The organism is Paenibacillus sp. JZ16, assembly GCF_015326965.1.
GTDB lineage: Bacteria > Bacillota > Bacilli > Paenibacillales > Paenibacillaceae > Paenibacillus_AQ.
In genome coordinates, this window is record NZ_CP017659.1 from 2,516,311 (window position 1) to 2,541,790 (window position 25,480).

Below are 25,480 nucleotides of genomic sequence, written 5' to 3' on the forward strand. Positions count from 1 at the left end.
CGTTTGCTGTGATACACCCATATTAATAGGTTCTAGAAATAAATCAGTCCTCCTTCCCGAACGGCCATATGATTTATACAAATTCAGACATACTGAGTAACAGGAGCCGATATCATTTCAATCCAATCATCCAAAGAAAAAAGCCGCAACCATTCGTCGCGACTTTTTTAAAAGGTGGTCCTATGGATGGCGCTATCCTGATTTTCGGCTCACGCTCACACCGCCAACCATGGTGCCGGCTCGCCCGAATAGGTCAGCGAAAGCTTATGCATGGCCCGGGTACAAGCAATATAGAGTAAGCTTCGATCCATCTCGGAACGATAGTTTTCGGCGTCCGCAAAAGGAACTAAAACCTGATCGAATTCCAGACCCTTGGCCATATGGGCGAAGGTGATCGTAATTCCCTCCTCAAAGCGTTCACTGCTAAAGTCGAGCAGATTCACGCTGCCCTGAAGCCCCCTGATGGACTCATACACCTGCCGGGCCTGCGAAGACGTTTTGCATATGATCCCCATCGTCTGCATCCCGGAATCTAAAAAGTGACGGCTAAGCTCTTGAATGAACTCCAGCTCCTCCCGGGTGTCACGACACCGGATCACCTGCGGCTCTTCTCCATGCCGCTCCACGGGAATCATGGTGCTGCCCGGATGAATTCGCTTCGCGAGTCCCATAATTTCCAGCGTGGAACGATAGCTTTTTAACAGCTCTATTGTATCGGCATGCGGAAATACGCTCTTGATATCATCCAGTGATGTGGACGTATATACGTTGACCGACTGGTTGCTGTCCCCAAGTATCGTTTTTTTGCACGAAAACCATTTCGATAGCACGACGTATTGAATCGGTGTATAATCCTGCATTTCATCGACCAGCAGATGCTTCACCATATCGTATGACGCGTTTCCTTCCAAATGCATTTTGAGATACAGCAGCGGAAAAACGTCCGCATACTCAATCGTTTTTCTTCCGTTCATGACAAACATGTCCGGTTTGTTCCTATATGAGAAAAATTCCTTGTACATGCTGAGCGCATTTTGAAATTTGAACATGTTCTTGATCGCGGTTTTGACTTTTTTGGCTTCTGCCGCAGTCAGTCTGTCTCCATCCTCTGTACGAACCCGGCCTGACAGGATGGAAGCCGTCTTCTCCAATCGCTGCCTGATCGGCGTGATCATGGTGCCAAGATAACAGTCCCTGATCTCCGAAGCCGAAATACATACGTCTTTCAGCTGAATATCCGCAGCCAGGAAAAAATGCTCCTCGGCATGTATCATATAAGCCTCCAGCTCATGTACGAAGTGCATGCTGGCCTTATACCGGATCCGTTCAATGGCCTGTTCGTCATCGGCGCTCACGATTTCGTTCACCTGTTCGAAGAAGGTCTGAAACTGACATAATCCCCCCAGCTCTTTGGCAGCAAGCTCCTCCATCGTAACCTCCATGATTTTCTCTTCGCCAAGCTCTGGCAGAACGTTGGATATATAATCAGAAAACACTTTATGGGGAGATATAATGAGCACGTTGCTGGAAGTCAACGTCTCCTTATGGCGGTACAACAGAAAAGCTACCCTGTGCAGAGCCACGGAGGTTTTGCCTGAACCTGCCGCCCCCTGTATGATCAGCACATTCGCGGTTTCGTTTCGTATGATGGCATTTTGCTCCTGCTGGATGGTAGCCACAATATTCTTCATCTTCTCGTCCGACGTGCTGCTAAGCTCCTTCTGCAGCACGTCGTCATTGATGTTCATGGAGCTCTCAATCATATATTCCATTTGACCGTCTTTGATTTTGTACTGCCTTTTGACGGTAATTTCGCCTTGCATCCTGCCCATGGGGGCTTCATACGACGCAGGACCGACATTGTAATCATAAAACAAGCTTGCTACCGGCGAGCGCCAATCATAAATGAGATGCTCCTGACTCTCCGGGTTCGTGAAGGAATGGATGCCAATATAGTAGGCACCTTCTTCTTCCGGTTCATTCGATCGGAAATCCACCCTGCCAAAATACGGCGACGTGAGTAGCTTGCGCATCTTCTGCAGCCTGGCAGCCGTCTTCTCACCCGTATCAATGGACAAGGAAATATCAACCCGGTTGGCTGCCCGTTCCGCCGCATCCAATTGGGCCATGTTGACCCACAGGTACTTCTTGGCTTCAATGATATCCCTGTAAGAATCAGACACCTTCCCCTCTAATTCCTTCGATGCCCGATGAAGCTCCTTTACTACAAACTCTAGATATTCCCGCTCTGCGCTTTCGCTTGGATTCAGCATTAGGAACCTCCCCCTCTTTGCTAAAGAATAGCTTTAAGTATAGGGGTTTCCCGAAAAAAATATAGACTTATACTTTCCGTTGTAGTATTGTGTATTTATCGTGGGTCCAAAAACACCTAAACGATTTACATCAACCATAATGTCATGACATAGATAAAAAACCAGGCTGCATGCTCATGCAAGCCTGGTTTTTTTCATGCCTCTTACCGCTCGTTTTTGGTTTGGTACAGATACAGCGTAAGTGGAACGAAAATAGCGATAATCACTACGCAGACCCCGATTCCTGTCATGATCACAGGCATGGTTGACGTGCCGTTCATCAGTCCCCTGACCGTGGCTGCCGCCATGCTGATCGGATTCAGGTCGATGAGAATGCCCGTCCATTTCGGCATCGTCGACGAATCCACCAGAATGTTGCTGGCGAACAGCAGCGGGTATATCGCGATCATGCTCGACCCCGATACCGTCTCCGGCCGTTTGGCCACGACGCCGATCAGCGCAAATATCCAGCTGACACCGAATGCAAAGAACAGGATGAAGGCAATGGCAAGTGCCATTTGGATGACGCTGCCCTCGGGTCGGAAGCCCAGCGCAAGCCCCGTGCCCAGGGCTACGATTACGCCGATTGTATAGCGCACACCATCCGTCAGGATGGAGCCAAGCACCGAGGCCGGCTGCCAAAAGGGCAGCGTTCGAAATCGATTATATACCCCTTTGGTAATATCCGAGCATATCGTGGTTCCGCTATACACCGTCATAGGCACGACCGTCAGGATCAGAATGCCGGGCAATAGGAATTGAATATAAGCCCCGGTTGACCCGGCCATAGCGCCGCCGAACAAGTAACTAAATATAAACAGCAGCAGAACCGGCGACAGAACCGCGTCCATCACCAGACCAAACCCGTTGTGCTTCGTATGCTGCCAAGTTCTCCACATAAAGATTCGGATCGCCGTCAGGGCATGGGGAGGATCGGTATCGGCTTGGCGAACAGGCAGCACGCCGTCCTTATTCGCTGTATGATGGCTTACACTCATGGCGTGCCTCCCTTCGACTTCGCGCGGGTCAGTGACAGAAAGACCTCATCCAGACTCGGTTCGCTTAAGGCGAAATATTCAATAGCGAACCCGTTCTTCATCAGTGTATGAAGGGCCTGATTCGCAGCACTTGCATCCTTCACCGGAATTTTATGTACCAAGGGATGATCGTCCTGCAATAAGGTCAACGCGTGTTCCTCATTTAACAAAGTACCCAGCTTGTGCTGGTCGGCCGGTTCGTTGAATTGAATGGTTAACGTTCTGTTGCCAACGGAAGCCTTCAATTGCCGGGGCGTCCCTTCCGCAATCAGGCTCCCCTTATCCATCACGGCAATCCGGTCCGCCAACTGATCGGCTTCTTCCAGATATTGCGTCGTCAGCAGCACGGTGGTGCCCCGTTTCAAAAGCGACCTTACAACCTCCCACACTTGAATGCGGCTTTGCGGATCGAGGCCCGTTGTCGGCTCATCCAGAAAAATAACGTCGGGTTTCGTAACGATACTGGCGGCAATATCCAGCCGCCTCCGCATCCCGCCAGAGTAATGCAACAGCGCGCGGTCCTTTGCTTCGCTGAGTCCAAAGGATTCGATCAGCTCCTCGCTTACGGATCGAGCCGATTTCGCCGAATAACCGTAAAGCCTTGAAACCAACATTAAATTCTGAAGACCGGAGAGTCCCTCATCCAGTGCTGCAAACTGGCCTGTCAGGCTGATCTTTCTTCGAACGTGCCGGGCATTGCTTGCGACATCATACCCGGCCACGCAGGCGAATCCCCCATCCGGCTTAACCAGGGTGGATAACATATGAATGGTGGTTGTTTTTCCGGCGCCGTTCGGACCCAACAAGGCAAACAGCTCTCCTTGCTCCACTCGCAGATCCATTCCTTGAACGACCCCAATGCCGTTATAAGATTTGCGAAGCTCTTTCGTTTCAATGGCGTAAGGCAAGTTTCACAACTCCTCCTCTTCCTATACAAATCGACCTCTAGATTGCCATGCTGCTTGCCCTTAAAAATCGTCCTTATGATCACGGACCCAATCAGCAAGCGTGGCTGCCGGCCGCCCTGTGACCTGCGCTACCGTCGGTAATACCGTATAACCGATCTCGGGCGGATTTTTTCCCATTTGCACAAAAAATTCAATCGACTCCTCGTCATAGCCTTGCTCTCTCCATTTCGCTCTCGCCTGTTCCTCGGTCAGTTCCACAAAGCGGATGTCCCTGCCTGTTACCTCGCTTATAATCCGAACCGCTTCGAATCGCGAGAGGGCTTCCGGTCCCGTAAGGAAATATTCTTGTCCATGGTGACCTTCCTCAAGAAGTGCGGCGACGGCAACGCGAGCGATATCGGCTTCGTGGATTCTCGCACTCAGCGCATGGCCGAACGGCTCACGAACGACTCCTTCGTGGCGGATCGATTCCTGCCAATCCACCAGAATATTCGCCATAAACTCGCATGGCTTGAGCAAAGTCCACTCCATTCCGCTGTCTCGAAGTGCAGCTTCCACAGGCCCTTCTTCATAGCCCACCAATACCGTTACCCGCTGTATGCCAGCCTTCTCGGCAAGCTCAATAATCCGCGGATCCGTCTGCAGGGTCCCATACGCTTCATCACTGGAAATGATCAAATGCATGGCCCTCACGCCTTGCATGGCGGGGATCAGGCTATCCGGGTCATTGAGATTCCCGGCTACCACCTGTACACCCTCCGGCAGATTCGCTTGCTGCGGATTGCGTGATATCGCTCTCACTTCTATGCCTCGCTGCACAAGCTTCTGCACGATATGCTTTCCAACAGTTCCTGTAGCTCCTGTTACCAAAATAGTCATATGAAACTTCCTCCTCGAGTTTTAATCTAACGGTTCATATTCATTCATTGTTCATGGTTCATTGTTCATGGTCCATCATTCATAACGTTTACGGATTTCCTCCAGCTCCTGCAGCAGTTCGTCCTTCAATTCCGGCGGAGAGATGATCTCCACCTTTGCACCGTAGCTTAAAATCACCGAGATGGCATAGGCTTTGGTATAGAACACCGTTCGGACATCTAGGAATCCCTCCCCGGAGATGAAAGCCTCCGGAAATTGCTCGGTCACCCTCGGTCCGGCGGATGAATCGAAACGGAGATGAGCCTGTATCCCCTGCACCGCCTCCTGATCCTCCCGCACCAGGTTTCCTCTTGGGATGAACGTGTCGGTGGATATTTCAAGACTGAATATGCGCGATACTCTGAAGATTCGTTTCCCCTGCTTTAACAAGCAGTAGGCCTCCAAATACCACACGCCTTGTTCCCAGTACAGCTGCAGCGGCTCCACTTGCCGCTCCGAGCGGCTGCCGGATGTACTCGTATAGTGAAGGGTCATCAGGTTCGAGCGTTCAATGGCATTTAGAATGGGTCGTACCCATGCCCGCTCATGCTCCGACGTGCTCATATCGAATAGAATTTGTTCATGACATCCTCCGTTCAACAGGGCAGGCTGCAGGGTTCCAAGCTTATTCAGGATGGAAGTGTATCTCCCCTTCACAGTCCCTTCGACGCCCTTCAAAAGATTGTAGATCGCCAAAAAATCGTCAACGGAGAAGTGCTGCCTCGTCAGATAGAACCCGTTCATCAATTCAAAGCCGCCATCCGCACCGGGATAGGAAGCAACCGGAATGCCAGCCTGATTAATGAGGTCTACATCGCGGTAGATCGTACGAACCGAGACTTCATACCGGGCGGCAAGCGCCGTGGCCGTCACTCTTTGTTTGGTCAACAATTCCATCGTAATGCCTAGCAGCCGGTCGAGTTTCATCGGTAACACTCCTCGCGTCTCGTAGTTTTTGACTTCTGAATCGAATGATAAAGCATGAATCCTGACATCTAGCATGTCAGGATTACAAATCGTTCTTGATGGAATGGGATTATTTTTTTGGAAAAGAGTAGATGAGGTGGGATAACAAAAAAAAGCTCCGTATCACGGAGCTTCCTGCATAGATTATATCAGTTCAAACTGTCTAACTGCTACTGAAACCATCCGCTGTTATGCCAGCTGTTGCGCATTACGCGTTCCATTCGACCCATTCGCCATCCTGCGGAATTTCGATTTGGGCGCGCAGATCTTCCGCTGTCAGACGACTTGACAGCTCCTCTCTTTTCACAAGACAGTGGTTGTTCGCTTCCATATGGGCCGCAACCGCCTTCGTATATGGAGCATACCGAAGCAGTTTCGATCGCATCACTCTCATCCATGGTGATCGGATCTCCTGTAAGAAACTATCTATTGAGAATTTTTCATATGATGTATTTTTAATATAATTTCTTTTATTTCACCGCATTTTCTTCTGCCATCAATTCCCGCGCATATTCGTTCAAATTGATGGATTGGCCGTGATTCAGCCTCGATTTCTCCGCTGCGAACGCAATCAGATGGCTCCGCACGGAGGCACTGGCCGACGTCAGGCTCTCCTGCCCGTTATAGCTCCGAACCTCCTTCAGGAAGCTCGCCACAATTCCGCTGTCGCCCCCGCCATGTCCGCTCGACTGCGAAGGAATCGTAATCTCCGTTTTCTGCCCGGTCAGGAAATCGTAAACCGTAATCTTGCCTTCCTCTCCCCGAAGCTCGCCGCGGGTGCCCATGATCTGAATTCTGCGCTCCTGTTCATACGTAAACCCGCACATGCTGAACATTGCAGTGGCGCCGCCTTCAAACTCCATGTTGACGACCTGATGATCGACCACATTGTTATCGCTCCGATATACGCAGCGGCCATAGTCCGTATCGCGAAGCCCCTGAATGATATTCGGCTTGGTCAGCTCCTGGGTGAAATGCCCCGCCCATCCCTTGTACTGATCGCTCAAGTAAAACCGGGGGGCCGAATATGGACAGGTTGCTTCTACCTGGCAATCGAGGCAGCGGTCGGCCGAACCTTCGGGGGCCTGCTCCTCACGGAAATGCATCAGGGAGCCAAACGAAGTGACCTGCGTGCAAGGCCGGTCCATCAGCCACGACAGCACATCCATGTCATGACAGGATTTGGCCAGTATCATCGGGCTGGCCTTGTCGGAATGATTCCAGTTCCCCCGCACAAAGCTGTGCGCGATATGCCAGTATCCCACATTCTCGTTCAGCTGGATCGAAGCCACCTCACCGATGGTCCCTTCCTGAATCACGCGTTTGATAGTACTCCAAAAAGGGGTATATCTCAGAACATGGCATATGGTCAGCAGCCGGTTGTTGCGAATGGCCGCCTGCTCCATCTCAAGACACTCCTTCGGTTCCGGAGACATCGGTTTCTCCAGAAGTACATGATACTGTTTCTCCAGCGCTTGCATGGTTGGGCCATAATGCATGCGATCCTGCGTGCAAATGACGGCGATATCGGCAAGCTTTGGCTCCGCCAGCAGCGGCTCCCAGGATTCATAGCACTGTTCCGCCGGAATTCCGAACCTCTCGGCAAATCGGATGCGCCGCGCCGGATCGGCCTCGGCCACGGCCACGAAGGTCAACTCGTGCGGGTAATCCAGGGCATAGGGGGCATACCCCCCGGCGCCGCGAGCGCCGGCCCCGATCAATATGGCTTTCAATTGTGTCATAACATGTCGCTCCTTTTAGGTTCTGTACACGTGTTTATTTGGTATATCGATCTGCCGCGGACTGGTAAATGGCCAGATAGCGCTCCGAGCCCATTTTTTGCAGGTTAGCTACATATTGGTCCCAGTTATCAAAGGACTCGTTCCCAGCTATGAATTTATCCCGCATTTCATCCACGTATGTGTGAATGTCGGTTTGGATACCGGTAAGCTCGGACTGCTCATCGGCCGTAAAGTTAAACGGCGGCCAGACCTTGTCTTGAGGGATGACGTACGGCTCGGCTTTTTTTGCGTTCTCTACAGAAGTCGGTAGGCCTTCCGCTCCCTTGAAATACTTCTGGGTCACGAAGCCCGGATAATATCCGCCGGGCCATATCAGATACTGACCTACCGCCTGGTCCAGATTGAGACCTTCCGGATTGTTCTTGATGTCGTCCACGTAATCCACATTGCCTTCTGCATCTTCCTTATACGTTTCGTCTTTCCAGCCCATGAAGAACATGCGGATGCCTTCGTCGCTGTAGAAGTAATCCATCCAGCGGATGAGCGCGGCCGGATTCTTCGCTTTATCGGTCAGTACAAACATCCCGATGTTCCCCAGCGGAGAGCCCGTGGCGCTGAACATCTGGTCGCCGTGCGGCCCCTTCAATACCGGCAGCCCCACATAACCCTCCTGATTGTAGATGGCGACCGGATCCACGTTATCAACAACGCCGAGAAGGCCTTCAACGCCTTTGGCGTCCACCTCCGTGCTCTTCACGGACATGATATCCTGCTCCAGCAGGCCGTCCTTGTACAGCTTGTTCACGAATTGAAGCAGTTCCTTGTATCTTGGATCCGTCGGAATGAACCGGACCTTTCCGCTCGCCGGATCGGTATCCACGTTAATGTTCGAAGTTCCGTGATAATTGAGACCGAACGAGCCGCGCAAATAGTTGACGATGCCGGCAGTCCCCACGCCGCCCCAGGCATATTCATCCTTCTGGCCGTTGCCGTTCGGATCCTTCTCTTTGAACGCCTTCAACATATCGTAGAATTCATCCAGCGTCTGCGGCTCTTGAAGGCCAAGCTTGGTCAGCCACTCCGACTTCACCCACGGCGTTCCGTACAGCACGGACCGGAATTCCGGATCGTATATCGTCGGCAGCCCGTAAATGTTGCCGTCCGGCATTGTAATCCCCTTCTCGATAACCGGATACTTTTCCATGAGGGCTTTAAAATTCGGAGCGTGTTGATCAATCAGGTCATTCAGCGGAATAAAAGCGCCCTGCTTGCCGTATTTCAGCAGGTCTGTCCTTGGAAATGCGGAAGCATAGAACATTTCCGGATAATCGCCGCCGGCCAGCAGCAAGTTCCGTTTTTCCGCCAAATTGTCTTTGTGCACCGTGTCCCACTGCACCTGAATATTGGTCATTTTCTCATATTCCTGCCACAGCCTGATGTTGTTCCAGTCGGCGTTGGCAAAGAACTTTCCGGCAAAACCGGTCACCGTCATCTTGTCGTCGACAATCGGAAAACCCGTTTCATTTATCGCGGATTTCCCTTCACTCGAAGGGTCCGATTGAGCCGTTCCTCCCGAGCCTTTCGAGCTGCAGCCCACCGCCAGCGATACCGATAACATGCAGGTCAACAGAAGACTTCCCCATTGCTTCAGCTTCATCCGTAATCCTCCCCTTTTCATGTTCCATCCATATTTCCATGCAAGGAATTATCCTTTGATGGCCCCAATCATCACGCCTTTGACAAAATATCGCTGCAGGAACGGATAGAGGGCCAGCACCGGAATATTCGCCACGACCAGCACCGCGTACTTAATGCCCTCCACTTCCCTCTGCTGCTTGATCGCCGATTCGGTCGACATTTTGACCATATCGTTCGTTTGTCCCTGAATCAAAATTTCGCGCAGGATGAGCTGCAGCGGAAATTTATCTTTATCCGATAAATACAGAAGTGCATTGAAGAACGCATTCCAATGACCGACCGCATAGAACAATATGGTCACAGCGATAATCGGCATGGACAGCGGCAGTATAATACGGGTCAGGATTTTAATGTTCGAGCATCCATCAATCGTCGCGGCCTCCTGCAGCTCGCCGGGTATGGACTGCTGAAAGAAGGTGCGCATAATGATGATGTTCCAGATGGATACGGCATTCGGGATAATCATGACCCAGAGCGTATTCAGCATGCCGAGGTTCTTGATCAGCAAATATGTAGGAATGAGTCCTCCGCTGAAAAACATCGTGAAGACCAGCAGCGCCATGATCGCATTTCGCCCGACAAAATCCTTCCGGGACAGCGGATAGGCGGCAAGGATGGTCATCGTGAGATTAATGAACGTGCCAAGCGACGTATATACCAGCGTGTTGGAAAAGCCGCTGATGATATCCTTGTTCTGAAAAATTTTTACGTAGGAATTCAGGTTAACGCCCTTGGGCCACAGCAGCATCTCGCCCCTCAGAACCGCCTGCGGGTCGCTAAACGATGCGCTGAGCACAAAAACCAGCGGGTACATGACAATGATGGTAACCAGGATCAGAATCGTATAATTGATAACATTAAAAATGCGGTCCCCTCTGGTTTCAATTTGCATGGTTCTTTCACTCCCCTCTTTACCAAAGACTGGTCTCGCTCACGCGCTTCGAAATAAAGTTCACAACAACCAGCAGGACAAAATTGATGATGGAATTAAACAATCCAATGGCAGCGGAGAAACTGTACTCGGCATTCTGGATCCCCATTCGGTAGACGTAGGTGGCTATAATGTCGGAGCTCTCCATATTCAGGTTGTTTTGCATCAGGAGAACCTTTTCGAACCCGATACCCATAATGCTGCCCATATTGAGGATCAAGAGGATGATGATCGTTGGCATGATGCCAGGGATGTTAATATGCCATATGCGCTGAAGCCTGGTTGCACCATCGACGCGCGCCGCTTCGTGCAGCTGGTTGTCAATGCCGGCAAGGGCAGCCAAATAAATAATGGAGCTCCAGCCCATGGTCTGCCATACATCCGACAGAACGTAAAGAGACTTAAACCAAGAGGGTTCAGTCATGAAATTGATCGGCTGACCGCCGAACATTTCAATAAAATGATTGATGATGCCGTAACGGGGCGACAGGAAAATCATCATCATCCCGACAACGACCACGGTAGAGAGAAAGTGAGGCGCATATGTGATGGTCTGCACGAATTTCTTGAACCGTTCAGCCCGAACCTCGTTCATGAGCAAAGCCAGAATAATCGGGATCGGAAAACCGACGGCAAGACTGTATAAACCGATGCCCAGCGTGTTCTTGATCAGGCGCCAGAAATAATAACTGTTGAAAAAGCGATCGAAGTGCTCAAAGCCGACCCAGGGACTGCCCCATATCCCCTGCGTTGCTATAAAATCCTTAAAGGCGATCTGGATGCCGTACATCGGAACATACTGGAACAGGATGTAATAAGCGATGACCGGTGAAATCAGGGCATAAAGCTGCCAATTGCGTAAGACGCGATTCCACAGTAAGCGCTTACGTTTCGTTTCGGGAACCACGGTTGCTGCGGAGTGCAGGGGCGTATTTGCCAATGAGCATCACCTCGTATGTATGGGATTGGATTAACCTCGTTTCACCAGCAAAGCGATTCTGACTTGCCATCAAAACATGGGTATCCGCTCAACCAGCGGATCAGTTTCTTTACATGCATCGAGCTTGAAAAGTACTCGTTACTGATTTCCCTCCTTTGCTATGCAATCCGTCATATGACTAAGCTACCACCGCCTCAGCTAGCCGTTTGTTAAAATACGGTTATTGCAACACTCCTATATGTTAGGTATAGTAACGCCAAATTAATTTATAAATAAGACCCGAGCAGGCGGGTGTTATTTCATTTGCTTGGAGTGATTTTGGATATATTTTTGGATGATTACGGATTAAATTTGGATCCATACTGGTATATAAGGCACCATGCGAAGGGCCTATTTCATGAATGGGAGGAATTCTTTCTATTATCAAAACCTTTATATTACAAGGGATGAAAACGAAATTAATGACTAGAGTGAAGTTATGCGAAGAATCGTTTAGCAGTTGCAAGACCAGAATTATCATTCCAAACATTTGGTTGATTTTCACTCATGATAATATAGCAATATGGCATTGTCAAATACTTTTTTGGATTGTTTTGGCCCAAAAACCTCAATGTTTGGATGAAAAAGCACAAAAAACAGCTATCGGATTTCAAGCCGACAGCTGTTCAATAATCTTTATTTCATATTTAATGTTAACTAATCGAACATATCGAGTTAGTTAAATGTATGTTCTGGTAAAACTTGAAGACTCCCGAACAATCAATGAGCATGGCAGCAATATTTTGGTTGCCACCTTGAAATGCCCGTCCAAATAATCCACGATTGATTTGGCAGCTACCCTGCCGATTTCATACTTCGGCACGGAGACAGAGCTTAACGGGGGCGTTGTATACTGGGCCACATCAATGTTATCCATCCCCACGATCGCGATATCTTCCGGGATTCTGCCTTGATTCTCGACAACGGCACGCATCGCCGGAATGGCCAGCATGTCGCTGGCACAAAAAACAGCCGTTGGCCATTGCTCTTTGGGAAGGCCTCCGAGCAGCTCGGACAGCTTGCTGAAGCTTCGATCCACATTCCATCCGGTATTCATCAGCCACTCCTCGCGCACCTCCAGGTTGGCTTCCAGCATAGCGAATTTATATCCAACATACCGTTCTTCGCTCTCCATCTGCTTGGAATACGCAGGCCCCCCGATATAGGCGATTCGCGTGTGTCCCTGGTCAATCAGGTGGCTTACGGCTGCCCTCGCGGATGAAATCCGGTCACAGTCTACAACCGGTACGGTCAGCCGCTCATCATTCAAACTCACTCCCATGATGGCAACGCCGGCCTGCTGTATCAGTTCAAACAGCTCCTTGTCATACCAACTGACGGCTACAATCCCCTGAGCTCCTGTCTCCCTCAGCATGAGGCGTATTTTGTCCGCATCGGCGACTTCCTCGCATGTACGAACGATCGCCGGGGGCTGTCCGAGCTCCTCCATTTTTTTATGGAAACCGGCAAGAACCGTTGAGAAATACGGGTGGTCGTCCATCAGGTTTTGGGGAACGACGCAGACAACCCGCTTATCGGCTATGCCGTTATCATGTACGCTTTGGGATGACTCAGGCAGTTTATAACCAAGATCAAGCGCCGCCTGCCGGATTTTCTGCTTGGTATCCTCGCTGACCGGACGGCTTGCATCATTGCTGATGGCACGCGAAACCGTAGATATGGATACCCCGACCCGTTCGGCAATATCTTTGAGCTTAGCCAATCGCATCTCCTCCTTCGCAAAATTTGGAACCAAATTTTCCGCCATCCATTGATCATAGCATAAACTTTCTGGTTTTGGGGCGTCAAATTGATGACTCTCATCGCTGAGAAGAAAGGAGATGTCTCATGGATTCTTTCGTTTACGAAAGTATGAAATGCTGCATTTTAAGCTATCCAACAGCACTGCGTCATCAGTGGTTATTCATTAAGCTTCCAATGGCGCGCGCCCCATGCTCTCCCGCTTTCCTAAACGGAAAAGTACAAACGACACGACCATGGCTATGGCAACGCCCCCGGCACCGATCCAGGTGATGGATGACAAGGACCATTGCTCAACGGCAACTCCTCCGATGCCTGCGCCAGCAGCCATGGCGAGCTGCATCACGGATTGGTTCAGGCCTAGCATGACCCCCGATGAATTCGGCTCCAGCTGAACGAGATTATACTGCTGTGTCGGACCGGAAGACCAGGCGGATAACGACCATATAACAAGAATTGCAAATACGGGGATGGCCGATACGGCTGCTTGAGTAAAAGTCAGAACGATTAACGCGAGAATATGCAGCATCATGCCCCCTGTTAATGTAAGCGGCACTCCCCATCGATCCGTACTGAATCCGCCGAACTTGGAGCCAATAAGGCTGGCAATGCCAAAGGCAAACAGCGCCGCACTAATCAGACCTTCGTTCAGACCGCTAACATGAAGAAGGTAAGGAGACAGGTACGTATAGGCAATAGAATACCCGCCCAGCCAGAAGAAGGTGATCGCCAAACCGAGTGCGACTTTAGGCTTTTTGAGCAGTGCGAATTGCTGGAGCAGTGGTACGGGAGCATCTCCTTTGGTGTGGGGAATCGCCTTGTACAGCACGATCATGGAAACAACCCCCAGAATGGCAATGAAACCGAACACTGATTTCCATCCAAAAGCAGCAGCTACGACACGGCCGAGAGGGACGCCGATAATCAGGGAAGCCGTGAAGCCCATGACAACCGTAGCGATCGAACTCGCCTGTTTGCCCGGCGGCGCGATTTTGGCGGCAATCCCGAGTGCAGTTACAACGACCATTCCTGCGCCCATCGCCATAATAACGCGCGCAATTACAAACGGAATATACCCCGGAAGGGCAAATGACAGCAGATTTGCGATCACAAAAATACCCAATGAATAAACCAACAGCTTCCGTCTCTCCATTCTAGCGGTCAGTGCCATAAGAACGGGGGTTAAGATCGCATAGACCAATGAGAAAATCGTGATCAGCTGACCGGCTGCGGTTATCGTAATTCCTAACGAATCCGCAATTTTATCCAAAACTCCCGATATAATATACTCCGATGTTCCTACTAAAAAACTAACGATTGCCAAAAAGTAAATTTTCCAAGCACCCGTCATGATTGTATTTCCACTCCTTTAATAATATTTATATATCACGATTTGTCGATATGTTAAACCAATAAAAAGACATATCGCAATATCTAGATGTGTAGTGCGAGACAATACTGAATATTCCTTTTTTCTGAAGGAATCATTCAGTACCTGCTCTAAATCTCCTGCTTTAAATACTCTCCAATTTCTCGGATAGCCTCTTCATCCCGCTTATAATACGTAAATTTCCCAAGCCGCTCCGTCTTGATCAAACCCGCCCGATGCAGAATCGATAAATATTGCGATGCGGTGGACTGCGTCATATTCAATTTCTCGGTCACCTGGGTTACGCATACCCCGACTTTCCTCATATCAATCCCTTCGTGGGGTGTAAAATGTTGTTCCGGTTCCTTGAGCCACTGCAATATTTCAAGCCTTGATTCATTGGACAGCGCTTTAAAAACTTCGATTGGTTTCATACGTATCATTATATCGGGATTTATCGATATGTCAACCCGTTTCCCTTACTGATCCTCCGTACGAATGCCATAGCGTTTTACGGCACTCGCGTAGAACCATTCGTTTGCCGTATCCAGCGCCGTCTCTTCGTCGATCCAGCCAGATAGGAGCCGCTCCCACAGAAACTCGGCAGCCAGCTTCTTCACAAGCAAAATCTTGCCGTAACTCCATTCCATGCATCGGGCATCCGAGACGATAATCGAGTTCTTGCTTGCCGGGAGTGCCTCCAGACGGTACTGCATGCTGTCCCGGTAGGTGCTCGCCCGGAAGTTGAACCACCACATGCCGCCGACATGAACGTTCGGGAAATTCCAGGCCGCCTGCACGGCATCGAGATTGTTCAGCTCCGATGCAAGCACAAGCTCAAATTCACATCGGTACGACTCAAACAAAGCCGTCAGCTTAAGAATCCGCTCTGTATCATTGGCAGGGAACGCCGTGCCGCACCATGATCTCTCTACTCCGAGAGACAGTTGAACGAGCAGGCCGTTCCGATCCGCAGCACCACATATGACGTGCAACAGCTCCATCAGAATGTCGTCTCGCCCGCTTGCCGGCCCAATCTCCTTACGGATGTGCGAACTCGACTCATACCGCGGCAGCGTTGTCATGATGCCCGGGAGGCCGGCTTCGCGAAATCCGTCAAGCAGCAGGTCAATCTCGTCTCCCACATCAAGTAAAGTCCTGGCAGGATCATTAGATTGCACGATGCGGTCAACCCATGGACCCAGCACTCCGTCAATCCGGGGGATCAGTACAGCATCATCCCGCATGCCTTGAAACGTTGCATGCTCCGGATGATTCACGACAAACCGGCGGATATTCATCCGGTCAGCCGTTTGCTGTGCCCAGCCCTCTTCGGTCGATGCGTGCCGTACGCGAGCCATGGCTTCCCGCACCGAATGTTCATCCTTGATGGTGACTCCGTATAACTCACGCATAATGGAGGTAAATACCCAGTTCATCAGCGTGCTTCTCGTTGATCGATAGGCTTTTAGAAAAGCGGCAATTCGCTCCTCCTCCGGTAATTTATCCGCTTCATCCGGGTATCCTCCAGCTTGGAGCTCTCGGTAAAACCAGAAGTAATGGGCGATTTCCCAAAAATCCCTTGCACCGAGCCGGTCACCGATAAGGTGAGTATGGGTATCGAAGACCGGCAGCCCCATGATTCGCTCGAAGAATACGGCTTGTTTGCCGCTCATATCATGCAAGCTCATATGAACATCTCCCTCTCTTCATGAATCGGTTATTTCCGGTTTTCCGAGACGACAATGCCCTTCCCTTCGTTGTAACGGTCCGTGGCTTCCTTAATGATCTCAAGGCCGCCCTTCTTCTTGTATTCCTCAATCACTTTCGGCCAATCCGAGATCGGCTCTCTGCCATAAATCATCTTGATCATATGATCAAGAACGAGCTTAGGCCCCACGTCATCGCCTTGCGGCGCGGTATCCGGATATTTGGAATAAGCGTCCAATGCCGGGGAGAAGCGGATCGACCCCAGACCTTCCTTGAAGACCACCGTATCCATGAACTTGATCATATCCTGTCCGTCCTCGGTAAGCTCTTCCTTTGCCTTGTTGTATACCATATCGTGGACGAACCAGAACATGCTGCGGAAGCCGTCTTCATCCATCGCTTCCGGCGTGGATGGAGGCGTAAACTTGACCGCGCCGTTCTCCCGGGTGAACGTTTCGCCTTCAATGCCGAACGAGAAATATGTCTCTGCCTCCGGCGTCAGCATCCAGTCAAAAAACTTGATAATGCCGACGGCCTTCTCTTCTGAGACCTTGCTGTTAATATAGTAGGATGTATTGATGCTTGAATACAGCAGATGGCCTCCTGTGTTCTCCGGACCGCGCGGCGAAGCAATGATATCGACCTTGGCATCCGGCACGGCATTTTTCAACTTACCGCGGAATCCCGAGAGAAGCTGGGCATTGGCTGACCACATGCCGGATTTACCGCTCTCAATGTTTTTGCCATAATCACTCGAGGTCAGGGTCGCAAAATCCTTAGGAATCAGACCTTCATCGTACATGGTCTTATAGGTCTCGAGCGCCTTCGTCATATTGTCCACGTCGAAGAACTTGGGAACGACCTCCCCGTTCTGGTGTTCGTACTGTGATGGCAGCACGTCGAACGCTCCCAGAATCGTGTCCGCATATTTAAAGTTCTCCCGCATTTGATACGGGAACTCCACGCCTTCCTTTTTCATCGCACGCATCACGTCCAGAAATTCATCCACTGTCTTTGGAGCAGGGAGCCCTGTCTTCTCCAGCAGATCGGTCCGGATATACAGCCCTCTCCGGGACGGGTTGGACAGCCATGCCGGTATTCCGTAAATTTTGCCGTCATAGCTTGTCTCCTGCCAGGCTTCCTTCGGCACACTCTTCATCAAGTTCGGAGCATGCTCCTTCAGCAAATCGTCAAGCGGCATAAATACGCCTGCTTCTACGGAACCGGACATTCCCTTGCTTGTAGCCCCTCCCACGTTCTGAACGACGTCAGGAATATCATTGGAGGCAAACATTAAAGTCATTTTGCTGTCGAAGTCCTTCAGCGGAAGCATCGTCAGTTCAATATCCGTATTGGTCAGCTTCTCAAGCTCCTTCACCCATCTCTCTTCATTTACATCCTTCGAACGCTCGGCATGTTTGTTTCCGCTGGTTGCCATGGACATCGTGAAAGACAGCTTGCCATCAGCGGCAGCGCTTGATGAGCCGGAGGTTCCTCCATCCGCTTCCTTGGCACCATTACAGCCAACCGCTGTTACGGCGATTAGCGCACTCATCAAAACCAAACTCCATATTCTTCTCATCCATATCGCTTCCTTCCATAATTCTCACCTGAAAATCTAAAGCGCTTTCATAATAACATCCAATTCCCTTGCATTAACATGTACTTTCTTCTGATCGCATGTGTTTTCCTATGCTGGCCGTTCAAGGAGACATTGTGCTTATAGCCGGTATCATAGCTCACTCATGACCACACTTGGTCATTTCGACTCCTCATTATAACGGATGAAAGAGTTCCTTAACCATTCGAATTATATTTAATTTACTAATTTAATAAAATTAGTTTACTTTGTTCATGGTTCGTTATATACTCTCCTTGCAAGTGAGAATAGAGGGGGAATAAGACTATGAAGACCATTTTAATTACAGGCACTTCCTCAGGAATTGGAAGAGGAACCGCACAGTATTTTTGGGAGCGAGGATGGAACGTTATCGCAACCATGCGTTCGCCGGAGAAGGAGATGGAATTCATTCAGCGAGAGCGTATGCTGGTCACAAGACTCGATGTTGTACGGAAGGAAACGATCGAAACATCCATCGCTGAAGGGATTCGGCAATTCGGTAAAATCGATGTGCTGCTGAACAATGCAGGCTACGCAGCCATTGGCGCATTTGAAGCCGCAACGGATGAACAGGTAAGAAAACAGTTTGATGTCAACGTATTTGGTGTCCTCCAGACAACCCAGTCTATACTCCCCCATTTCAGAATGAACGGCGAGGGAACTATCATCAATGTATCATCCGTTGGCGGCAGAGTTGCCTTTCCTCTTCTGTCTTTGTATCATGCGAGCAAGTGGGCCATCGAAGGGTTCTCGGAGTCCTTGTTCTATGAGCTGGCTGCACAGAATATTAAGGTGAAAGTTGTAGAGCCCGGAAACGTTGCAACAGACTTTACCGGACGTTCATTGGATCTGCTGTCACACCCTTCGCTGAATGCTTATGCAGCCTATTCAGAAACGGTGCTGCAAAAACAAATGGCCAGCTTTGAAACCAACGTCTCCACACCGGAGTTAATTGCGGAAACCATTTACGAAGCGGCTACAGATACATCCTCCCGTTTCCGCTATTTATCCGGAGCGGATGCTCATTTCTTGTTGGATTTGCGAAGCAAAGCCTCGGAGGAGGAGTTTATGGCGGGGATCACGCAGCAGTTCAGCTGAAAATTAGAAACCACCAGCTCCCTTTTATTCGGAGCTGGTGGTTTCAGGTAATGCATCATTGATCGGAAGACAGAGGCTGTGCTTTCCCCCTACCTCGCACGGCTGGCAGTAAGGACAGCAAACCGAGAACAGCCAAGAACGCCCCAACCCATAGAGGCGACGCCAAGCCAAAACCAGCATCCATCGCCATCCCTCCGATGGAGGATCCAACGACAACGCCAAGGCTGATCACGGACCCATGCACCGTCGTAACAAGCGACCCCGTATCGGCAACCCGGGTGACCCGGGTCGCCATGGCCGGGTTCATGGGCACACCTGCTAAACCTACGATCACAACCGCAATCATAGCGATCACCTGGCTGTGCACAAACAGTCCGAATACCACTAAAGCCGCCGCTAGAGCGACCAACCCAATGGTGAGGATCTGCATCATATAATGATCCGCCAGTCTGCCGGTGACCATGTTGCCAAGCACCGTCGCCACACCGTAAACGCCAAGCAGGATCGGTACCGCCTGAACGCCAAAGCCGGTAAGATCGGTTAAGATCGGCGAGAAATAACTGAATGCGGCAAAGGTAGCTCCGATAATCAGCATGCTTGTGGCATATGCAGCCCATAGATGGCGATTCTTGAAGGCAACAAACTCTCCACGAATGCCGGCCGATTCCGTTCTGGGCAAGGATGGGATCGTAAACAGCCCCACCAGGCCCGATGCCAATACCAGAACCACAACAGCCCAGAAGCTGGCACGCCAGCCTAATAGCTGCTCGATCCACATCGCCAGCGGAAGTCCGATCGCCGTTGCAACCATTAAACCGCCGAGGACGATCGACGCCGCCCTTCCACGCGATTCCGGGCCGACGAGGGAAAAGCTAATCGCAAGCGAGACGCCAAACGCCGCTGCAGAGGAGATACCCGTGATCACTCTGGCAGCCATCATCACTTCATATGTGGCCGCGACAGCACCCAGCGTCTGACCGACAAGAAAAATGGCAGCCAATATCAAAAAGGCCTGTTTGCGCGGCACCTTCAATAGCCCTACCGTCAGCAGCGGTCCTCCTATAATCATGCCGGCGGCATAAGCGGTAATGAGATAACCGATGGCTGCAACCGAAACGCCGAATTCTTCCGAAAGCGAAGGCATAATGCCTGCTACCATAAACTCAGAGGTTGTCATCGAGAAAATCATAAGTCCTAATATATAAATGGATAAAGGCAAAGGAAACCACTCCTGTCTTTTATTATTCCACACTTCTGTAATTATCGGTACAAAAATAGGATCCGTGAGTCCCGTAAGCTCGAATAAGACGCACTTCGCATACACCTAACTATTTTACCGGTTAGTACAAAACCATCCAAAAAAAATATGCCACCTCGCCCACTCTACATTTCGGCATGAAAGAACATGCCATTCCGCTGCAAGGACGTATTCCACCGTAATCTTCGCACCATGATCGGCTCCTCTCTCCTATAGTTTCCAGCTCATTATATATATTTTGTAACGATCGGTCAATAAGTATGCTTTTAAAATCCATCGGTTACGGGCGGCCGCATACCCCACCTCTACATTAGAAGTAGACGTGGGGTATCCACCCTCCGCACCAGCGTTACGTTACCGTTATGGCTTGGCCTCTGGTGAACGCAACCGTCTCATACCATGAATTATCGTGCATCCACCGGCGCTTGCAGCTGCACATCCTGGCCGGCATCAAGCAATACCGCGTTAATCCCGTTAAGAAAAGCCAACGCGCTTGCCTTAATGATATCCGTATCCATCGCGCGCCCGGTATAGGTTTTGCCTTGGTATTCGATTCGAATGTTTACCCGGCCGATGGCTTCTTTTCCCCTGGACAGACTGTTGATTTTGTAATCCTTCAACTGTACGTCCAAACCGACCAACGCTTTCATGGCGCTGTACAGCGCATCGATCGGGCCATCCCCCACCATGCTGTCCCTGAACGTCTCGCTGCCTTTTCTCAGCTTCACCGTTGCCGTCGGATACAGATCATTGGTCACGACCTGGAACGAATCCAGCTCATACAGATGACTGCTGACTTCTTCATGGGTACGGTGTTGGGTCACCAGATAAAAAACGTCATGGTCATATACTTCCTTCTTGGCATCGGCCAACTGCAGGAATTTCGCGAACAGCGCTTCAAAATCTTCGCCTTCGCCTGTCTCGAAGCCAAGCTTCTCCACCGCATTCTTGAACGCATGCCTTCCGGACCGCGCCGTCAGGATCAGCTCCATGCTGTCGGCGCCGACTTCCTCCGGCGACATAATCTCATAAACCTGTTTATCCTTCAGCAGGCCGTCCTGGTGAATGCCGGATGAGTGCGCGAATGCATTCTCACCCGTAATCGCCTTGTTCACCTGCACATCCAGGCCCGTCAAATGCGTCAGCAGCCGGGAGGTTCTAATCAGCTCCTTGAGCCGGATGTTGGTGGAGGCCTTAAAGTGATTCTCCCGGACCTTCAGTCCCATGACCACTTCTTCCAGCGATGTATTGCCTGCGCGCTCCCCTAAACCATTGATCGTGCATTCTACTTTCTGGGCACCATTTCTCACTGCGCTGAGCGTGTTCGCCGTAGCTAGCCCGAGATCGTTATGACAGTGAACGCTGAGAATAACCTGGTCGTTCAGATTCTTCAGTCGTTCATTGATTTTGCGAATCAATTCGCCGAACTCATCCGGAACGGCATAACCGACCGTATCCGGCACGTTTATCATCGTTGCTCCGGCCTTCACGACGGCTTCGATCGTTGTCCACAGATATTCAAAATCGGACCTGGATGCATCCTCCGTCGAATACTGGACATGAGGCAGCAGTGTTTTGGCATATTTCACCGCATCAACGCCCATCTGGAGCACCGCATCCTTGGAGCGATTGAATTTCTTCTCCACATGAATGTTCGAGGTGCCAAGCACGATATGAATCAGCGGATTTTGCGCAAGCTTAATGCTCTCATATACGGCATCGATATCGCCCTTCACCGCGCGTGCAAGCGCAGTAATGGAGACGCTATCGCCTACGGTTCGGGCGATTTCCTGAACCGCTTGAAAATCCCCTGCCGAAGACGCGGGAAAACCAGCCTCGATAATATCGACGTTCAGCCGCTTTAGCTGCTGCGCAAACTCGATTTTCTGCTGTACGTTCAGTTTGGCGCCCGGAACCTGCTCTCCGTCGCGCAAGGTTGTGTCCAATACGATAATATTGCGTTCCATTTGATATTCCTCCTCGATCATCGATCGTTCATTTTCATTCATTTATATCAAGCGGGGTTGGTTAAACCCGGAATTTAACCAACAAAAAAACCCCGCCTCTACGTATAGAGGCGGGGTTGAACCCGCGGTACCACTCTAATTCATTTTATGCAAAATGATCTTCTTCGATGGCCATCACCATCTATCCCTATAACGGTGGAACTCCGGCTAACCCTACATGATCAGGCAGCTGTTCATAGGCGAGTTCAAAGGGAACGACATTACCGTTTCACACCTTCCAACGGCTCTCTGAAAAGTCATTTCGCTTTTACTATTTCTAATCAAAACATTTCGATATGAATTTTGATAATTATCTTAAGGAATGAGAAGCGCTTTGTCAACCCTTTATCTTCCAGAAGCGAAAGAGTGCATTTTTTACAGCAATCCGGATTTCTTCACATTCGCCAGAAAATCATGGAATTCCGGAATATTCAGCTGCTGCGCCGCATCGGACAACGCCGTAGCCGGATCGGGATGAACTTCTACCATCACGCCGTCAGCTCCTGCAGCGAGAGCCGCTCTGGCACAAGGGGCCAGGATGTCCTTGCGGCCTGTGGAATGGGTCACGTCCACCAGCACCGGAAGATGCGTTTCTTGTTTCAGAATCGGCACCGCCGAGATGTCCAGGGTGTTTCTCGTCGCCTTCTCGTACGTCCGAATGCCGCGTTCAATCAGCATCACTTGCGTATTGCCGCGGGACACGATGTATTCCGCAGCGTGCACAAACTCATCGATCGTAGCCGCAAGTCCGCGTTTCAACAGCACCGGCGTCTGAACATCCCCTGCCGCTTTTAACAGCTCAAAGTTCTGCATGTTCCGCGCACCGATCTGAATGACGTCAATGTATTCGCACGCAAGCTCGATATGCGCAGGATCCACGATTTCGCTGATCGTCTTCAGGCCGAACTCGGACGCCACTTCCTTCAGAATTTTCAGGCCCTCAATGCCCAAGCCCTGAAAATCGTAAGGCGATGTTCTCGGTTTGAACGCGCCGCCGCGCATGACGGTTATGCCCGCTTCCTTAAGGGCAGCCGCAACCTGGCGTACTTGCTCATAACTCTCAACGGAGCATGGCCCTGCGATCATTACCGGCGTACCGCCGCCGATCACCGTATTGCCCAGCTGAATCAGCGTGTCTTCCTGCTTCTTCTTCCGGCTCACCAGCAAATGCTTCTTGTGATCGACTTGCTGCAGCTTCAAGGATGCCTGGAAAATCTGTTTAAATAAATGACGCACCGTTTCATTATCGAAAGGACCTTGGTTATGCTCCACCAGAGTATCCAGCATTTTTTTCTCGCGTACCGGATCAAAATCAGGAACTCCCTGCTTTTGCTTCTCCTGACCGATCTCCTGGGCGATACGTGCCCGCTCCGACAACAGCTCCAGCAGTTGAAGATTAACGGAATCCAGCTCCGATCTTAATTGTTCCAAACGTCCTTGACTCATCTGAAATCTCTCCCTCACCTTTTATTTCTGGTTTATAAAAACAAAAAGACCCCCGCCCGGAAAGGGACGAGGAGTCGTGGTACCACCCTTATTAGATATGCCGAAAAAAAGCAAACACATCTCACTTGAACCTCTTAACGCAAGGGTTACGGGTAAACCTACCCTCTGCACGCAACATGCAGATTATCAGCATACCAGCTCCGGAATGAACTTCAGCGGAGAACCTTCGCCCGGGCGCTCTCAGTCGGTGGCTGCCCTTTCCTGTCAGGAACGTTCTTTCGCTTACTCTTTCCATCATCGCTTGTTATAACATATCGTGTTGGTTAATTAAGAAGCATTGTATTACACCCCGAATTGAAATTGCAAGAGTTTTATTTAAAGCTTGGGTGCTTTGATGCAGTGAAGAAACATTAATTTCTGCTTTTTGCAGGTGTTCACAATCTCCATAACACACATAGATCTTTCCCTTACTTAAAGTGCATAAGCTGTGGAGTTGCCCTGAGGTCTGTTCATCCATTTCCCGTTCGTGAAATCGGGGAACGGAAGCATTGTGCCTCCAAGTTCAATCGACTGCTCGGATAGCGCGGTCACCGCCATCCAGGCGGCCATGTCGTACACATCGATCGGCATTTCCGTTTTCTTGAGCACACTCTCGACAAAAGCGCGCAAGCATAGATAGTCCATGCCGCCATGCCCTCCCCGTACGCCGTCTTTCAAATAATTCGCCCACACCGGATGCTCGTACTCGTGGAAATAGGATTCGAACGGCTCCCATGCATGGGCCGGGCTTCGATCCTCGATATGAATAACGGCGCCGTCCTCCATCCAAATGCCCTTCGTTCCCTGTATGCGTCCCCCGCGGGAATATGGACGGGGCAGGGATGTATCGTGCGTCAACAGAATCGATTCACCGTTGGCGCACTGAATCATGGTGGTAACAATATCACCAAGAGCCATATCCGTAAGCGTAGCCGGGTGCTCGGCACCCAGGTTTCTGCGAGCCCACTCTGTTATTCCGCGCGTCTTGGTGGACATGGAGGAAAGCTTGGTAAGACGGTTGCCCCGGTTGATGTTCAGCATTTTGGCTGCTGGCCCCAGACCGTGGGTCGGGTACACATCGCCGTTGCGGTGCAAATAATTGTGGACGCGGTAATGGCGGTTTTCCACCCCCATCGCTACTTCTTCCCGGAGGTCATGCTGATAAGCCCCCTGACAGTGAAGCAGTTCCCCGAAAATCCCTTCTCTTACCATCCTCAGCAGCGCCATTTCTTCCCGGCCATAACAGCAGTTTTCCAGCAGCATGCAGGGCGTACCGGTCTCCTCATAGGTGCGAACCAGCTGCCAGCATTCCTCGAGGGAAGCAGCGCCTCCCACCTCCGATGCCACGGGCTTTCCCGCCCTCATCGCGGACACGGCGATCTCGCTGTGGCTGGTCCAGGATGAAGCGATGATAACAGCCGTTACATCCCTACGTGCAATCACTTCCCGATAATCCGTAGAGGAAGCAGGGACAGGACTTCCAGTTTCAGCAACCTGCCGTGCAGCCTCTTGAAGGCGATCCTCGTATAGATCCGAAATCGCCGTAATCTCCACATCCGGCATATCACTCAGCAGCCTCAGCAGATCCTTTCCGCGTTTGCCGAGACCGACAAAGCCTAACCAAATCTTTTCTTGGGAATCGTTGTACCCGATCATATATGAACTACTCCTTCTATCATGA

General features: G+C 50.6%; 20 protein-coding genes and 1 other annotated feature. Of the genes, 1 reads left to right on the forward strand and 19 read right to left on the reverse strand.

The annotated features are described in order from the left end of the window. Nucleotides 1–215: 215 nt before the first annotated feature. The 15 genes from BJP58_RS11420 to BJP58_RS11490 all read right to left on the reverse strand — a co-directional run bounded on the left by BJP58_RS11420 (nt 216) and on the right by BJP58_RS11490 (nt 17,913). On the reverse strand, nt 216–2,273 hold the full coding sequence (locus tag BJP58_RS11420) for a HelD family protein (protein ID WP_194544016.1): 2,058 nt from the start codon (nt 2,271–2,273) through the stop codon (nt 216–218). A 203-nt stretch (nt 2,274–2,476) separates the two neighbouring features. Continuing rightward, the gene (locus BJP58_RS11425) at nt 2,477–3,310 is read right to left on the reverse strand and encodes an ABC transporter permease (RefSeq protein ID WP_194544017.1); all 834 of its coding nucleotides are present in this window, start codon (nt 3,308–3,310) and stop codon (nt 2,477–2,479) included. Further along, nucleotides 3,307–4,257: an ATP-binding cassette domain-containing protein gene (locus BJP58_RS11430; protein ID WP_194544018.1), complete on the reverse strand. Its 951-nt coding sequence runs from the start codon at nt 4,255–4,257 to the stop codon at nt 3,307–3,309. Before BJP58_RS11430 ends, BJP58_RS11425 begins: the two co-directional genes overlap by 4 nt. Nucleotides 4,258–4,317: 60 nt before the next feature. Further along, on the reverse strand, nt 4,318–5,136 hold the full coding sequence (locus tag BJP58_RS11435) for an NAD(P)H-binding protein (protein ID WP_194544019.1): 819 nt from the start codon (nt 5,134–5,136) through the stop codon (nt 4,318–4,320). A 75-nt stretch (nt 5,137–5,211) separates the two neighbouring features. Next, entirely contained in the window at nt 5,212–6,102 is an 891-nt protein-coding gene (locus BJP58_RS11440) for a helix-turn-helix transcriptional regulator (RefSeq protein ID WP_194544020.1), read from the reverse strand. A 247-nt stretch (nt 6,103–6,349) separates the two neighbouring features. After that, nucleotides 6,350–6,535 carry a hypothetical protein gene (locus tag BJP58_RS11445; protein WP_233355041.1) on the reverse strand — a complete coding sequence of 62 codons (186 nt, stop codon included), beginning with the start codon at nt 6,533–6,535 and terminating at the stop codon, nt 6,350–6,352. Between the two features lie 76 nt (nt 6,536–6,611). Further along, nucleotides 6,612–7,883: a Gfo/Idh/MocA family protein gene (locus tag BJP58_RS11450; RefSeq protein ID WP_194544021.1), complete on the reverse strand. Its 1,272-nt coding sequence runs from the start codon at nt 7,881–7,883 to the stop codon at nt 6,612–6,614. A 34-nt stretch (nt 7,884–7,917) separates the two neighbouring features. Next, a complete protein-coding gene (locus BJP58_RS11455) occupies nt 7,918–9,540 on the reverse strand; it encodes an extracellular solute-binding protein (RefSeq protein ID WP_194544022.1) in 1,623 nt (540 codons plus the stop codon). 48 nt (nt 9,541–9,588) lie between these two features. Further along, on the reverse strand, nt 9,589–10,473 hold the full coding sequence (locus BJP58_RS11460) for a carbohydrate ABC transporter permease (RefSeq protein ID WP_071223266.1): 885 nt from the start codon (nt 10,471–10,473) through the stop codon (nt 9,589–9,591). Nucleotides 10,474–10,492: 19 nt separating this feature from the next. Beyond that, nucleotides 10,493–11,452 (reverse strand): ABC transporter permease, encoded by a 960-nt coding sequence (locus tag BJP58_RS11465; protein ID WP_071223267.1) that lies wholly within the window; start codon nt 11,450–11,452, stop codon nt 10,493–10,495. Between the two features lie 718 nt (nt 11,453–12,170). Beyond that, entirely contained in the window at nt 12,171–13,214 is a 1,044-nt protein-coding gene (locus tag BJP58_RS11470; RefSeq protein WP_194544023.1) for a LacI family DNA-binding transcriptional regulator, read from the reverse strand. 204 nt (nt 13,215–13,418) lie between these two features. Beyond that, nucleotides 13,419–14,603, reverse strand: coding sequence for an MFS transporter (locus BJP58_RS11475; protein WP_194544024.1), 1,185 nt, complete (start codon nt 14,601–14,603; stop codon nt 13,419–13,421). Between the two features lie 149 nt (nt 14,604–14,752). Next, nucleotides 14,753–15,055 (reverse strand): ArsR/SmtB family transcription factor, encoded by a 303-nt coding sequence (locus BJP58_RS11480; RefSeq protein WP_194544911.1) that lies wholly within the window; start codon nt 15,053–15,055, stop codon nt 14,753–14,755. Nucleotides 15,056–15,100: 45 nt separating this feature from the next. Then, nucleotides 15,101–16,312, reverse strand: coding sequence for a glucuronate isomerase (locus BJP58_RS11485; RefSeq protein WP_194544025.1), 1,212 nt, complete (start codon nt 16,310–16,312; stop codon nt 15,101–15,103). A gap of 29 nt (nt 16,313–16,341) precedes the next feature. Then, complete coding sequence (locus BJP58_RS11490) at nt 16,342–17,913, reverse strand: extracellular solute-binding protein (protein WP_194544026.1); 1,572 nt, start codon at nt 17,911–17,913, stop codon at nt 16,342–16,344. 324 nt (nt 17,914–18,237) lie between these two features. Here BJP58_RS11490 and BJP58_RS11495 point away from each other — a divergent pair, with 324 nt between their 5' ends. Further along, nucleotides 18,238–19,050, forward strand: a complete 813-nt coding sequence (locus BJP58_RS11495; protein WP_194544027.1) for an SDR family oxidoreductase — start codon at nt 18,238–18,240, stop codon at nt 19,048–19,050. Nucleotides 19,051–19,105: 55 nt separating this feature from the next. Here BJP58_RS11495 and BJP58_RS11500 read toward each other — a convergent pair whose 3' ends face one another. From BJP58_RS11500 to BJP58_RS11515, 4 genes are all read right to left on the reverse strand, one after another. Beyond that, nucleotides 19,106–20,269, reverse strand: coding sequence for an MFS transporter (locus tag BJP58_RS11500; protein WP_194544028.1), 1,164 nt, complete (start codon nt 20,267–20,269; stop codon nt 19,106–19,108). 443 nt (nt 20,270–20,712) lie between these two features. Further along, a complete protein-coding gene (locus BJP58_RS11505; RefSeq protein WP_194544029.1) occupies nt 20,713–22,275 on the reverse strand; it encodes a 2-isopropylmalate synthase in 1,563 nt (520 codons plus the stop codon). Between the two features lie 103 nt (nt 22,276–22,378). After that, nucleotides 22,379–22,608, reverse strand: a binding site (T-box leader). An 81-nt stretch (nt 22,609–22,689) separates the two neighbouring features. Further along, entirely contained in the window at nt 22,690–23,760 is a 1,071-nt protein-coding gene (locus BJP58_RS11510; RefSeq protein ID WP_194544030.1) for a bifunctional 3-deoxy-7-phosphoheptulonate synthase/chorismate mutase, read from the reverse strand. 471 nt (nt 23,761–24,231) lie between these two features. Beyond that, nucleotides 24,232–25,455 (reverse strand): Gfo/Idh/MocA family protein, encoded by a 1,224-nt coding sequence (locus tag BJP58_RS11515; protein WP_194544031.1) that lies wholly within the window; start codon nt 25,453–25,455, stop codon nt 24,232–24,234. Between the last annotated feature and the right edge of the window lie 25 nt (nt 25,456–25,480).

Coding starts and splice junctions, on each gene's coding strand:
- BJP58_RS11420 (WP_194544016.1), bottom strand. CDS start 2,273: ATGCTGAATCCAAGCGAAAGCGCAGAGCGGGAATATCTAGAGTTTGTA.
- BJP58_RS11425 (WP_194544017.1), bottom strand. CDS start 3,310: ATGAGTGTAAGCCATCATACAGCGAATAAGGACGGCGTGCTGCCTGTT.
- BJP58_RS11435 (WP_194544019.1), bottom strand. CDS start 5,136: ATGACTATTTTGGTAACAGGAGCTACAGGAACTGTTGGAAAGCATATC.
- BJP58_RS11440 (WP_194544020.1), bottom strand. CDS start 6,102: ATGAAACTCGACCGGCTGCTAGGCATTACGATGGAATTGTTGACCAAA.
- BJP58_RS11445 (WP_233355041.1), bottom strand. CDS start 6,535: ATGAGAGTGATGCGATCGAAACTGCTTCGGTATGCTCCATATACGAAG.
- BJP58_RS11450 (WP_194544021.1), bottom strand. CDS start 7,883: ATGACACAATTGAAAGCCATATTGATCGGGGCCGGCGCTCGCGGCGCC.
- BJP58_RS11455 (WP_194544022.1), bottom strand. CDS start 9,540: ATGAAGCTGAAGCAATGGGGAAGTCTTCTGTTGACCTGCATGTTATCG.
- BJP58_RS11460 (WP_071223266.1), bottom strand. CDS start 10,473: ATGCAAATTGAAACCAGAGGGGACCGCATTTTTAATGTTATCAATTAT.
- BJP58_RS11475 (WP_194544024.1), bottom strand. CDS start 14,603: ATGACGGGTGCTTGGAAAATTTACTTTTTGGCAATCGTTAGTTTTTTA.
- BJP58_RS11480 (WP_194544911.1), bottom strand. CDS start 15,055: ATGAAACCAATCGAAGTTTTTAAAGCGCTGTCCAATGAATCAAGGCTT.
- BJP58_RS11485 (WP_194544025.1), bottom strand. CDS start 16,312: ATGAGCTTGCATGATATGAGCGGCAAACAAGCCGTATTCTTCGAGCGA.
- BJP58_RS11490 (WP_194544026.1), bottom strand. CDS start 17,913: ATGAGAAGAATATGGAGTTTGGTTTTGATGAGTGCGCTAATCGCCGTA.
- BJP58_RS11495 (WP_194544027.1), top strand. CDS start 18,238: ATGAAGACCATTTTAATTACAGGCACTTCCTCAGGAATTGGAAGAGGA.
- BJP58_RS11505 (WP_194544029.1), bottom strand. CDS start 22,275: ATGGAACGCAATATTATCGTATTGGACACAACCTTGCGCGACGGAGAG.
- BJP58_RS11510 (WP_194544030.1), bottom strand. CDS start 23,760: ATGAGTCAAGGACGTTTGGAACAATTAAGATCGGAGCTGGATTCCGTT.
- BJP58_RS11515 (WP_194544031.1), bottom strand. CDS start 25,455: ATGATCGGGTACAACGATTCCCAAGAAAAGATTTGGTTAGGCTTTGTC.